General features: G+C 63.4%; 13 protein-coding genes and 1 riboswitch. Of the genes, 5 read left to right on the top strand and 8 right to left on the bottom strand.

From position 1 onward, the window contains the following. Positions 1 to 27: 27 nt before the first annotated feature. The 5 genes from ACVMIM_RS00520 to metX form a co-directional block, all read right to left on the bottom strand. A complete protein-coding gene (locus ACVMIM_RS00520) occupies positions 28 to 957 on the bottom strand; it encodes a glycosyltransferase family 2 protein (protein ID WP_476109739.1) in 930 nt (309 codons plus the stop codon). A 254-nt stretch (positions 958 to 1211) separates the two neighbouring features. Further along, positions 1212 to 2204 (bottom strand): glycosyltransferase family A protein, encoded by a 993-nt coding sequence (locus ACVMIM_RS00515; protein WP_476109737.1) that lies wholly within the window; start codon positions 2202 to 2204, stop codon positions 1212 to 1214. Between the two features lie 98 nt (positions 2205 to 2302). After that, positions 2303 to 3106, bottom strand: a complete 804-nt coding sequence (locus tag ACVMIM_RS00510) for a Stf0 family sulfotransferase (protein WP_278051362.1) — start codon at positions 3104 to 3106, stop codon at positions 2303 to 2305. After that, positions 3055 to 3669, bottom strand: a complete 615-nt coding sequence (gene metW / locus ACVMIM_RS00505; protein ID WP_040998603.1) for a methionine biosynthesis protein MetW — start codon at positions 3667 to 3669, stop codon at positions 3055 to 3057. The genes ACVMIM_RS00510 and metW overlap by 52 nt, the downstream gene beginning before the upstream one ends. Then, positions 3666 to 4835: a homoserine O-acetyltransferase MetX gene (metX, locus tag ACVMIM_RS00500; RefSeq protein ID WP_476109736.1), complete on the bottom strand. Its 1170-nt coding sequence runs from the start codon at positions 4833 to 4835 to the stop codon at positions 3666 to 3668. Before metX ends, metW begins: the two co-directional genes overlap by 4 nt. A gap of 96 nt (positions 4836 to 4931) precedes the next feature. Continuing rightward, positions 4932 to 5009, bottom strand: a riboswitch (SAM riboswitch). Positions 5010 to 5156: 147 nt separating this feature from the next. Here metX and hisC point away from each other — a divergent pair. Continuing rightward, complete coding sequence (gene hisC, locus ACVMIM_RS00495; protein ID WP_476109734.1) at positions 5157 to 6260, top strand: histidinol-phosphate transaminase; 1104 nt, start codon at positions 5157 to 5159, stop codon at positions 6258 to 6260. A 6-nt stretch (positions 6261 to 6266) separates the two neighbouring features. Then, complete coding sequence (locus ACVMIM_RS00490; RefSeq protein ID WP_476109732.1) at positions 6267 to 7205, top strand: prephenate/arogenate dehydrogenase family protein; 939 nt, start codon at positions 6267 to 6269, stop codon at positions 7203 to 7205. Here ACVMIM_RS00490 and ACVMIM_RS00485 read toward each other — a convergent pair. Both ACVMIM_RS00485 and ACVMIM_RS00480 read right to left on the bottom strand, forming a co-directional pair. Then, a complete protein-coding gene (locus ACVMIM_RS00485; protein ID WP_476109731.1) occupies positions 7202 to 8149 on the bottom strand; it encodes a sugar kinase in 948 nt (315 codons plus the stop codon). The genes ACVMIM_RS00490 and ACVMIM_RS00485 overlap by 4 nt on opposite strands. Positions 8150 to 8156: 7 nt before the next feature. After that, positions 8157 to 9155: a DUF2125 domain-containing protein gene (locus ACVMIM_RS00480; protein ID WP_476109729.1), complete on the bottom strand. Its 999-nt coding sequence runs from the start codon at positions 9153 to 9155 to the stop codon at positions 8157 to 8159. A 127-nt stretch (positions 9156 to 9282) separates the two neighbouring features. On the opposite strand from ACVMIM_RS00480, the gene ACVMIM_RS00475 reads away from it, so the two are divergent. The 3 genes from ACVMIM_RS00475 to ACVMIM_RS00465 all read left to right on the top strand — a co-directional run bounded on the left by ACVMIM_RS00475 (position 9283) and on the right by ACVMIM_RS00465 (position 11646). Next, the gene (locus ACVMIM_RS00475; protein WP_476109727.1) at positions 9283 to 9804 is read left to right on the top strand and encodes a gamma-glutamylcyclotransferase; all 522 of its coding nucleotides are present in this window, start codon (positions 9283 to 9285) and stop codon (positions 9802 to 9804) included. A 173-nt stretch (positions 9805 to 9977) separates the two neighbouring features. Continuing rightward, on the top strand, positions 9978 to 10925 hold the full coding sequence (locus tag ACVMIM_RS00470; protein ID WP_476109726.1) for an aldo/keto reductase: 948 nt from the start codon (positions 9978 to 9980) through the stop codon (positions 10923 to 10925). A 100-nt stretch (positions 10926 to 11025) separates the two neighbouring features. Beyond that, positions 11026 to 11646, top strand: coding sequence for a LysE family translocator (locus ACVMIM_RS00465; RefSeq protein WP_476109724.1), 621 nt, complete (start codon positions 11026 to 11028; stop codon positions 11644 to 11646). A 4-nt stretch (positions 11647 to 11650) separates the two neighbouring features. Here ACVMIM_RS00465 and ACVMIM_RS00460 read toward each other — a convergent pair whose 3' ends face one another. After that, positions 11651 to 12445: a lysophospholipid acyltransferase family protein gene (locus tag ACVMIM_RS00460; RefSeq protein WP_040998585.1), complete on the bottom strand. Its 795-nt coding sequence runs from the start codon at positions 12443 to 12445 to the stop codon at positions 11651 to 11653. Positions 12446 to 12557 lie beyond the last annotated feature (112 nt).

Here is a 12557-nt window from a genome sequence, read left to right as displayed (position 1 = left end):
TGTGAGGTTTTCCGTCCGGAAAGGCGGTCAGAGCGCCCGGGCGCCGTATTTGGCGCGGAACTCGTCGTAACAGTCGCGCCGCCAGCGGCGGCCGACGACATAGCCGCGCAGGAGTTCGGCCGGCGAGTAGCCGAGCGACTTGGACGACCGGTTGGCGTGATAGCCCGAAAACGCCTGCGGAAACCTGCCCTTGAGGATATCGGCGATGATCTGCCGCGCAATCATGTAAGGCGGAACGTCGGGATAGCGGTCGGCGATATAAGGATGCTTGTCGATCAGATTGGCATAGGCCTGGACATAGCCGTCGCGGCGGCCGGAGATCGAATTCTCTGAATTGTATTTCTTCCAATCGATGTGCTGCGACAGCATGGCGCCGCCGCGCTGGGCGAAGCGCAGCAGAAGCTCGCGATCCTGCATGCGGGTGATGTCGCTGTCATAGCCGCCGATCGCCAGCAGCGCCTCGTGCCTTGCCGTGATCGCCGAACCGGCAATGAAGATGGTCTGCGAGACAAGGGCGCGCTGCAGCATGCCCTTGTCGAGGAAGGCGTCGCGATTGACACATTTTGTGCTGCGGCCGCCTTTCAGCGACACGAACGAGCTGATGAGGACCTCGAGCGAAGGGTTCGCGTCGAAGCGCGCCAGCGTCCGCTCCAGCCGGTCCGGCAGATAGACGTCGTCCGAATCGAGGAACGTTACGACCGGCGCCCGCGCGCGCTCTATGCCCGCATTGCGCGCGGCGTTGGCCCCGCGCCATTTGGCGCCGACATAGATCAGCCTCGGGTCGCGGATCTCGCCGAGCGCGGCAGCCGTCCCATCGGTCGAACCGTCGTCGACCACGATGTGCTCAAAGCGGGTAAGTGTCTGCGCCAGAACGCTTTCCACCGCGCGAACGACCTGGCTGCGCCGATTGTGGGTCGGCGTGATCACTGAGATCAGCGGAACGTCCGGGCTCGACATCGGGCTGCCACCACCGGTCGGATCTGGCGTTTGTCGGATGGGTCTGATGCCTATCTCCGTATCCCGCCCCTAATTTGCGGCCGACGCTGCAAAAAAGCCACCTTTGTGTCACGCACGCCAGCTGAGAAATGCCGCTGCGCTAGCAGAACAGCACTGGTGTCCTGCGCTGGAAATCGGCAGGGTCCTTTGTTTCTGCGCAATCCCCGACTGAACACTACGGTCGAGCCCAACGGTTGCACGCTTCACTGAACTGCTTAACTGTGCCCGACATAGGCGGGTACGATTTCGATCTCATCGCGAACGAGGCCGGCCGCCAAGCTGAAATGGCCAAAAAACGCCAGAGTATAAAATGCCAAACCGACCGCCAGCGAAAACGGGATTTGCCAACGCGGCATACCCGTTCTGGGCGCATGACTTATGACGCGTCGTATCGTGCGCCACGACATGGTTCCCCAGCGGCTGAACGACTTGACGACCCGCCGCGCGCGAGTGGGGGAATGGAGCTCGACGAACTTTCTGTCGGCATCTCTGCCGGTCACTAGCGCGCGCCAAAAGAAGAAGCGCCAGCCGCGTGGCGAGTAGTGGTGAACGCGCGCGTCCACGTTGACTATTTTGTGGCCTTCGCTCCAAAGCTGATGCATCAGCAGCGTGCATGAGACCTTAAAGCCGTTATGTGGTGGAAATGGGTGGCAGGATATCCAGTCGTGCCGGAAGGCAATGTTGTTGGCGTTGATAGCACGCTTTGAGGCGAACCTCTTATCTCCCTCGGCCATTGGGAAGAACCAGATCAATGCGAAGGTTCGCGAAAAGAAGTCATCATATGAAAGATAGGTGTGCCCATTCACGCAGATGGTTTCAGGCCGGTCTACGAAGGGTTTCAGTAGAGTTGAGAGCCAGCTTCGTTCCGGAACTGTATCGGAATCGAGAAAAACAAGGATGTTTCCTTCGCTCCACGGAATGCCGTTGTTCTTGAGGTCGTAGTATCTGCCGCCGGGACAGGCAGCGAAGGCCAGATCGGCAACCTGCGCCAATTGGGGCGCTTCGGTCACTATGCTGCTTCGCAATGAGACGGCGTCGGTTTCGAGCCCGCCATGCGAAATAATGACCTTCGGCCTCGCAAATCCGTTAGCGGAAACTTGGGCGATTTCACGCGCCAAGGCTTTCAGCCCAAGGCCAATCTCATCCCAGTCGATGGATTTGGCATTCTCCATCTCCACGATGATAGAATAGGTAGGATGTACAGTCATCGCGACCCAACCAGTTATCAAAACCAGTGGCTATAGCTCTGACAGCATGCTGTCAAATGATCGAGATGCAATTGTGCACTGAGAATTTGCTGAAGGAGCTATTTAATCGTTCGGTTCCGGAAGCTGGACGGATCGGCATACTCGGACAGGAAACGCTTTCGCCATTCTTCGTTGATTGCATCGCGCTGGACTTCGAGACCTGACTGGAGCTTGGTATCCCAGTTGAGCTCCACATCCACCAACTGCGCGAGTTTCGCCAGGCTCCCTGCCGGATCACGCTGAAGCTGCTCGTAAGTCAGGGAGAGGAAGGACAGCCCGTTCTTAGCGAACCAACCGTCCCATGCCACGTTCTCCATCAACAGCTTTTCCAGAGACTTTGCGATGGCCTGGCCGTTATAGCGTGGCGGTACATCACTGATTTCGGTGGACCGAAATTCACGGGTTTGACGCGCACGTGCCCAAGAGATCGCCTGGCCGAGCAGATCGTCACGGGTCAAGCGTACATAGTTCAAATTCGGAAGGCTGGCTGGCAGTTTCACCGTCTTGGCAAGCTGTGTGAACTGACTCGCAAAGAGCTTGATTGCGTAGACTCCGGTAGAAGATCGCCCGTCCGTGAGCGCACGCAGAAGCTGCGCGCGGGGATCTCGCGGGTAACCCGGCAACTCCAGCAGACGTCGCCCGCCAAACCATTCCAGCGGATGGCCCAGCCCAGCAGAAGCCATCAATCCCGCGAGATGATTGCTGCCGCTGCGCGGTGACGTGCAGATGAGAATTCCCGCCCGTAGCTCGGACAGAATGTTTGGCGGAATTTCCACCACTGCCGGTGATCGACGAACGAAGTGCATTCCCCTCAGCGTCTCAACAAAAACACCGCCTGCTGGCCGAAGAAGTTCCAGAACCACCAAGGCATCGACAGGCCGATCTTCTGGCCGTTGGCGTCGAGCGCGGTCGCCTTCTCGACGGTCGCGCCAAGCTCCTCACACAGGTTGACGAAGTCGCGGATGGTGCAGAAGTGGATGTTGGGCGTGTCGTACCAGGAATAGGGCAAGTCCTTGGTGACCGGCATCCTGCCCTTGATCAGCAGCGAGAAGCGGACGCGCCAGTGACCGAAATTGGGGAAGGAGACGATGGCGCGGTTGCCGATCCGAAGCAACTCATCGAGCACGATCTTCGGATTGCGCGTCGCCTGCAGCGTCTGCGAGAGCACGACGAAGTCGAAGCCCTTGTCGGCGTAGAATTTCAGATCCGTGTCGGCGTCGCCCTGGATGACCGAAAGTCCGCGCGACACACATTCGTTGACGCCGCGCTGCGACAGTTCCAGCCCTCGGCCGTCGACCTGCTTGGTCTCCTGCAGGAGCTCCAGAAGCACGCCGTCGCCCGAGCCGACATCGAGCACTCGCGAATTGGCAGGAATAAGATCGGTGACGACCTCCAGGTCGACACGCTGGGCGCGATTGACGCTCATAGGCTGAGCCCCCTGGCGCGGGCGGCGGAGGCGATGAAGCCGTTGATGGCCGCGAACAGCTCCGGCTCGTCGAGCAGGAAGGCATCATGGCCGCGATCGGTCTCGATCTTGACGAAGGAGACGGAAGCGCCCGCCGCGTTCAAGGCATGCACGATCGAACGGCTCTCCTCGGTCGGGAACAGCCAGTCGCTGGTGAAGGAAACCAGGCAGAAGCGCGTCTTGGTGCCGGCAAAGGCATCGGCGAGGCGCCCGCCGTGATCGGCGGCGAGGTCGAAATAGTCCATCGCGCGGGTCAGATAGAGGTAGGAATTGGCGTCGAAGCGGTCGACGAAAGTCATGCCCTGGTGGCGCAGATAGCTCTCGATCTGGAAATCGGCGTCGAAGCCGAAGGTAAGCGCCTCGCGGTCCTGCAGATTGCGGCCGAACTTGCGGTGAAGCGCTGCTTCGGAAAGATAGGTGATGTGGGCGGCCATGCGCGCGACGGCCAGCCCCTTTTCCGGCCGCTTGCCGAAATCGAGATATTTGCCGCCATGCCAGTCGGGATCGGCCATCACGGCCTGCCGGCCGACTTCGTGGAAGGCGATGTTCTGCGAGGAATGGCGAGCGCCGGTGGCGATCGGCAGCGCCGAGAAGACCCTCTCAGGGTAGCTTGCGGCCCATTCCAGTACCTGCATGCCGCCCATCGAGCCGCCAAGCACGCAAAACAGCTTTTCGATGCCGAAATGATCGATGAGCATCGCCTGCGCGCGCACCATGTCGCGGATGGTGATGATCGGCAGGTCGAGCCCGTAGGGCTTGCCGGTGACCGGGTTGGTCGAGGCCGGCCCGGTCGAGCCGAGGCAGCCGCCGACGACGTTGGAGCAGATGACGAAGAAGCGGTTAGTGTCGATGATCTTGCCGGGGCCGATCAGCACCTCCCACCAGCCCGGCTTGCCGGTCACCGGATTGGTGTTGGCGACGTGCTGATCACCCGTCAGAGCGTGGCAGACGAGGATGGCGTTGGAGCGCGCGTCGTTCAGTGTGCCGTAGGTCTGGTAGGCGATCTGGAAGGGCGAGAGCAGGGTGCCGGCGTCGAGCTTCAGCGGCTTGTCAGGGCCGAACTGCAACACCGGGCTCGACGGATGGTCGACCTCGTCCTTGGTTCTTGCAGCGCGCTGAGCGGCCATGTCCGTCCTCATCCTGTGCCGCATCGGTCTCGTCCCGGTGCCGTGTCCGGCCGGCAGCGGACAACAAAAAACCGGCATTGCCGTCGCAAAGCCGGTTACAGGTTGCAAACGGCCCTTTAGCGAGTTGTTTAACGTGGCTGCAAGCCGACCGGCCAAATCACCACGGAAGTCTGAGCAGTCCTTCTAGGACCAGCGCCGCGCTTCGTCAACGGGTAGGCTTGTAGCGGTGCGAGGCGGGCACCAGGCGCCGGCACTCGACATTCCAGCCCGTCGCCTGTATTTCCGCTGCGGCCTTGAAGGCCTTCTCGACGGATTTGTGACATGAAGCAGGATCAGCCCCGTCCGACGCCCCGCGCGGGCATCATGGACATCGAGGCCTATGTGCCGGGAAAAAGCACCGCGCCGGCCGGCGTGACGAAAGTCTACAAACTGTCGTCGAACGAAAACCCGCTCGGGCCGTCGCCAAAGGCGATCGAGGCCGCGCGCGAAGTGGCGGCGAAGCTCGACGTCTATCCTGACGGCACGGCGCGGCGGCTGCGCGAGGCGATCGCCGAGGTGCATGGGCTGAACCCGGCGAACATCGTCTGCTCCAACGGCTCAGACGAGATCCTTGGCCTGCTGGCGCAGACCTATCTGGCGCCGGGCGACGAGGCCGTGTTCACCGAACACGCCTTCATGGTCTACAAGATCTATATCCAGGCGGCGGGAGCCAAGCCGGTGGCGGTGAAGGAAACCGATGAGCGCGCCGATGTCGATGCGATTTTGGCCGCGGTGACGCCGGCGACGCGGATCGTGTTCCTCGCCAATCCCAACAATCCGACCGGCACCTATTTGCCGTTCCAGGAGGTGCGCCGGCTGCACGCGGCATTGCCGAAGAACGTGCTCCTGGTGCTTGATGCGGCCTATGCCGAATATGTGCGGCGCAACGACTACGAGGCCGGCATCGAGCTCGCCGGCAGCTCCGAAAACGTGGTGATGACCCGCACCTTCTCCAAGCTCGGCCTCGGCGGCGCGCGCATCGGCTGGATGTACGGGCCGGCGCATATCGTCGATGCGGTCAACCGTATCCGCGGCCCGTTCAACGTCAATGCGACCGCGATCGAGGCGGGCATCGCCGCCATCCGCGACCGCGCCCATATCGAGCGCAGCGTGACGCACAACGAGAAATGGCTGGCCTGGCTCAGCGCCGAGCTTACTGGGCTCGGCCTGCGCGTCACACCCAGCGTCGGCAATTTCGTGCTGATCCATTTTCCCGACAGCAAGAAACATTCGGCGGCGGCCGCAGACGATTATCTGAGCGCGCGCGGCTATATCCTGCGCCGCGTGACCGGCTACGGCTTCCCCAACGCGCTGCGCATGAGCGTGGGCACCGAGGAGGCCAATCGCGGCGTCATCGACGCGCTGAAGACCTTCCTGAAAAGCTAGAACACCATGGCATCACCGATGTTCGAGAAAGTAGCGCTGGTCGGCATCGGCCTGATCGGCTCGTCGCTTGCCCGCGTCATCCGCCGCGAGGGCTTGGCGCGCCATATCGCCATCGCGACGCGCAGCGCCTCCACGCTGAAGCGGGCCGAGGAGCTCGGCCTTGGCGATTCCTACACGACGGATGCTAGGCAAGCGGTGCGCGATGCCGACCTCGTCATCGTCTCGGTGCCGGTCGGCTCGTCCGGCGAGGTCGCGGCCGAGATCGCGCCGGCGCTGAAGAAAGGCGCCATCCTTACCGATGTCGGCTCGACCAAGGCTTCCGTCATCGCGCAGATGCAGCCGCATGTGCCTCAAGGCGTGCACTTCATCCCCGGACACCCGCTGGCGGGCACGGAGAAGTCCGGACCCGATGCCGGCTTTCCCGATCTCTTCGAGAACCGCTGGTGCATCTTCACGCCGCTGCCGGGCACGGATCCCGCCGCACTCGAGACGCTTTCGGAATTCTGGCGGCGCTGCGGCTCCAACATCGATACGATGGACCCGCAGCATCACGACATGACCTTGGCGATCGTGTCGCATCTGCCGCATATCATCGCCTACAACATCGTGGGCACGGCGGACGACCTCGAAGCGGTGACCAAGAGCGAGGTCATCAAATACTCCGCCTCCGGTTTCCGCGACTTCACCCGCCTTGCCGCCTCCGACCCGACCATGTGGCGGGACGTGTGCCTGCACAACAAGGACGCGATCCTGGAGATGCTGGCGCGTTTCTCGGAGGATCTCGCCTCGCTGCAGCGGGCGATCCGCTGGGGCGATGGCGAGAAGCTGTTCGACCTCTTCACCCGCACGCGCGCCATCCGCCGCTCGATCATCGAGGCCGGCCAAGATATCGACGTGCCGGATTTTGGCCGGCAGGCGGTCGAGCACCCCGGCGCAAAGCCCTAAGCGTTTTCCTTCGTCTGCCCCGATGACGGCCAGTGCGCCGTCACCATGGCCAGCGTCTCGGCCCTGTCCGGCGCGCCGAGGCGGCCGCCGAAGCGCAGGCATTTGAGCGCGGCGGCGGCACTGGCAAAGCGCAGGTCCTCCTCCATCGGCATGGCCTCGGCGAGGCCGACGGCAAAGGCGCCATGGAAGACGTCGCCGGCGGCAAGCGTGTCGACAGCCTTGACCTTCGGCGCCTCGACATGGCGCACGCGCCCGGTCGTCCGGTCATGCCACCAGGTGCCGGCTCCGCCGCCGGTCACCGCGACAAAGGCTTCGGTGCGCGAGGCGAGGTCGGCGCAGGCGCTTTCGGGGTCGAGCGCGTGGCCGCAGACAATGCGCGCCGCCGGCTCCGAGGCGACGATGTGCGAGGCCAACGGCAAGAGCCGCTCCAGCACCTCCACGGGTGCGGTGTCGGCGTCCAGGATCGCCGGACGGCCGATCGATCTGGCCGCGTCCAAAGCGAGTGCCGCGGCGCCCGGCCAGCGGACATCCACCAGCACGGCGTCGAAGCCTGAGAGGTCGGCAAGCGGCAGCGCTTCGGGATCGGCCTGCGCCTTGTTGTCGTAGAAGGGGACGATGATGCGCTCGCCATGCGCATCCACCACGATCGCGGCCAGCGCCGAACGCGCGCCGGCAACCCGGCGGATAAGGCTGCAGTCGACGCCTTCGGCCTGAATGTCGGCGATCAGCTGGTCACCGACCGGATCGTCGCCGGCGCTCGCCCATAGCGAGACCTCGGCGCCGAGGCGATGCGCGGCGCAGGCGGCGCTTGTCGCCATGCCGGAGGCGATCTGGACGCCGTCGCTGGCGATGAACTTGCCTTGATGCGCCGGCAGCGTCTCGACGCGAAGGATGGTGTCGAGGGTGAAGGCGCCGACGCTGAGCAGTCTGACCGGCTTCGCCATGGTTGCATTATTCAAGCGGCTTGATCTTGCCGAGCGGGATAAAGCCCAGCGAAGCTTTGCTCTTGACGATCTTGAGCGGCAAGGACGGCTCCTTGCCAAGCATGGCGATGCCGGCAAATCCCTGCTCGATCTCGCTCTTGTGCTCCGGGATGGCGCCGCCAAGGATGGCTGCCACGGCCTTGGGGTCCTTGAGCTTGATGGTCAGACTTGCGTCGATCAGGCCATCCGTGTCGACGGAGACAGGCCCGGACACGGTGATGCGCGCCGTCCCCGATGACAGGTCGAGCTTAGCGATGTCGATCGACTGGCCGCGGAGGCTCTTCGGGGGTGCTGCGATCAGCGCCATGCCGTTCTTCAGCGTTACGTCGCCATTGCCATCCAGCGCCGGCAGCACGCGTCCGTCGATGGCGTCCGCGTTGATCTCCAGATCGCCGAAGCTGCCGACATAGTTGATGTCCTGGCCGACCGGCTGCAATTGGCCGGCCGCCTTGCCGGCGCTGAACAATTGCATCGGATCCGTGTCGTCCTGCGGGTCGGTCTGACCGTTCAGGCCTTCAGCCCGCAGCGAGACGCTGCGCGGCAGCGGCCACCAAACTTTGACATTGGCCTGCAACTGGTCCCAGTCGATCCAGAGCGGCGGCATGCCGGGCGCTATCGTCCTCAGCGGTCCGCGCAGCTCGGCGACCGGCGACAAGGGCCCGGTGATCCCGGCGACGGCATTGAAGCTTCCTGTGGAGGCGGCGACCTTCCGGGCGTCGTCCTCGTAGGCGATGTTGTCGCAGGAGACCGTGAAGCTCATCGGATAGCCGCTGACGGTGAGGTTGGCGCAGCCGGCGGCGATGCCCTTGCTGCCCAGCCGCGCCACCGCCTGGTCGGCCTCGGTCTTGAGCCTGTCGGCCAGATAGAACCAGCCGCCGCTGTAGACGGCAAACAGCACGACGATGAGCGCCGCGAGCCAAAGCAGCCGGCGGCGGGGTTTGGGCGATCGCTCGTCACTTGACGTCATGCTGCGGCTCTCGGTAACCCCTCATGTGGCGAGCGGGACGGTTCACTCTTACGCGAACGAGCGCGAGACAGAACAAGCACTCCGGCGGTGCGGTGTCGTTCACTCGAACGCGATCAGGCTTGGCGATATGGGCGATTTTTGGGTTTTTGGCTATGGGTCGCTGATCTGGCGGCCCGGATTTGCCCATGTTGAGACGCGCCGTGCCCGGCTTTACGGCTATCGCCGCTCGCTTTGCGTCTATTCCTTCGTGCATCGCGGCACCCGCGGACGGCCTGGCCTGGTGCTCGGTCTCGACCGGGGCGGCTCCTGCATCGGCCTGGCTTATCGTGTCCCCGGCAATTTGCGCGACGAGGTGCTTTCCTATCTGCGCGAGCGCGAGCTGGTGACCAGCGTCTATCTCGAACGCGTGCTCGACATCCGGCTGGATGGCGGGGGCATGGTCGAGGCGGTCGCCTACATCGTCGACCGGCGTCATGAGCAATATGCCGGCGCGCTCGACGCCGGTCACGCGGCGGAACTCGTTCGCGGCGCCGTCGGCCAATCCGGGCGGAACGAGGACTATGTCTTGAGCACGCTCGAACATCTCGAGGCGCTCGGCATCCGCGATCACTGGCTGGAGGAGGTGGGCCGCCGGGTCGCGCCTTCGTGAGCGGCTTTTTGTTTACGCAATTCGGGACGCAACACCGCGACACACCTTTGCTGGAATTGCTCTGGTCCGATCAAAAAGCAAAACCATGCCTTTGACCTCGGTCGGCCACGACCTAGCTTAGCGGCATCCCATCCCTGGGCGTCAGGCCCGTTCCAGCACAATGGAGATCAGTCTTGCAGAAACGTCGTCTCGGTCGAACCGATCTTTTCATCGCGCCGCTGGTCCTGGGCGGCAACGTCTTCGGCTGGACCGCCGACGAGAAGACCTCCTTCGACCTGCTCGACCGGTTCGTCGGCGCGGGCCTGAACGCAGTCGATACGGCCGATTCCTATTCGCGCTGGGTTCCCGGCAACAAGGGCGGCGAATCGGAAACCATCATCGGCAATTGGATGAAGAGCCGCGGCAACCGCGACAAGGTCATCGTCATCACTAAGGTCGGCTCCGATATGGGGCAAGGCAAGAAGGACCTCTCCGCCGCCTATATCGAAAAGGCGGTCGACGCGTCGCTCAAGCGGCTGCAGGTCGATGTCATCGACCTCTACCTGTCGCACTGGCCCGATCCGGCCACGCCCTATGAGGAAACGCTCGGCGCCTATCAGCGCCTGCTCGAAAAGGGCAAGATCCGCTATCCCGGCTGCTCCAATCTCGATGCCGGACAGCTACGCGCCGCGCTCGACGTCGCCAGCCTGCGCAGCCTGCCGCGCTACGAGGTTCTGCAGCCTGAATACAATCTGTACGACCGCTCCTCGCTCGACGGACCGCTGCTCGACCTCTGCAAGGCCGAGGATATCGGCGTCATCACCTATTTCAGCCTGGCCAAGGGATTTTTGAGCGGCAAATACCGCAGCAAGGCCGATCTCGGCCAAAGCGCGCGCGGCGAGGGCGTGGCCGGCTATCTCAACGAGCGCGGCATGCGCATCCTTGCCGCGCTCGATGCCGTGGCCGAGCGCCATTCGGCAAAGCAGGCGGAAGTGGCGCTGGCCTGGATCATCGCGCGTCCGGGCATCGCTGCCCCGATCGCCAGCGCCACGACGCCGGCCCAGATGGACAGTTTGATCCGCGCCGCATCGCTCAAGCTTTCAGCGGATGACATCGCCGCCCTCGATCGCGCCAGCTCCTAGCAACACGCCCGGTCAGGCAAGTCCGCGCACGATCGTCCAAGACCATGCAGGAACCTCGCGATAGTTCCTTGCCGCAACGCGGCAGGAATTGAGGTTCGGCATGACCGGAGAAGCTCTGTCTGGAGCGCAGCCCTGGCAGCAAATACTGGCGCTGGTGCTGGCGGCGACGGTCGTCATGGGCAGCCCGGGACCCGCGACTATCAGCGTGACCGCGGTCGGCGTGGCTTTCGGTCTGCGCGCTTCGCTGAGTTACACATGGGGCGTGGTTCTTGGAACCATCGCCGTGCTTCTGGTCGTCGCCGCAGGCATCGTCGGCATGCTCGCCTCGATCCCCGGCCTAGCCATGGTGCTGGCGATTCTTTCGGCCGCCTACATCCTTTATCTCGCCTTCAGGATTGCGACCGCGCCGCCATTGGCCGAGCGTGGCAGCACGGCGACGAAGCCCGATTTTCCCGGCGGCTTCATGCTCGCCGTCGCCAATCCGAAAGCCTATGTGGCGATCGCCGCCGTCTTCGCCGGCGCCGCCTCGCAGGACGATCCGCTCGGCGTTTCCACCAGACTGCTGGTGCTTACCGCGATGATCGTCGCCATCCATGTCGTGTGGCTGCTCGCCGGAACGGCTTTCGCGCGGTTCCTGCGCCATCCGCTGACGTCGCGGATCATCAATCTGGTGTTTGCGGCGACGCTGGTGCTGACAACTCTGCTGGCGGCGCTGCGGTAACCGATCAGGACTTCGCGGTTATGCCGAGTTCGGCCAGGCGCTTGACCGCGGTCGGCGGCATGGGCGGCGGGTTCGGCGCTTGCGCCGCCTCGACCAAAAGCTGATCGCAGGCGGCTTCGGTTTCGCCGATCAGCCGCTGCATGAATTCCTCCTTGCCGAGCCCAGGCGGGATCGCGGGCAAGAAACGGGCCTTGATGGTGCCCGGATAGCGCATGAACTTGCGGCGCGGCCAGTAGAGGCCCGCGACATGAGCCACCGGGACCACGGGAACGCCGAGCTGCGTGTAGAGCTCGACGATGCCGTATTTGTAGGACGGCTCGGCGCCTGGCGGGCGGCGGGTGCCTTCTGGGTAGATGATGAGCTGGCGCGGATTGCGGTTCATCTCCTGCCTTGTCGCGACGACGACCGCCTTCAGCGCTTTCGAACGGCTGCCGCGATCGACCGGGATCATGCGCATCTTCATGATGTACCAGCCAAAGAAGGGGATCCAGGTCAGCTCGCGCTTCAGGATGTAGAGCGCGTCGTCGAGATAGGGGAAGAAGGCGATCGCGTCCCAGAAGGACTGGTGCTTGGGCGCCAGGATGAAGGAGCCTTCGGGCAGGTTCTCGACACCGGTGATCTCGCTTTTCGTCGCGGCGATCTTGTCATAGAGCCACATCGAGGTGCGCGACCAGAATTTCGGCACGAACCAGGCGCGGTGGCGCGGCGACAGGAAATAGAAAGGCGTCCAGAAGATCATCTGAACGATCAGGCTAAGATAGAAAACGAGGTTGAACGCCAGCGAGCGGATGATGAGCATGCAAGAGGCCCGTGAGGAAGTGTGCGTTGGTACACCAAGCGGCGGCAAAAAGGAAACGGCACGGTGGTCGAATGCTGGCCACTCTTGTTCGCCGCAATTTCGGACGGAGATT

Source organism: Mesorhizobium sp. USDA 4413, assembly GCF_056280365.1.
This window is presented reverse-complemented; position numbering and strand designations above follow the sequence as displayed.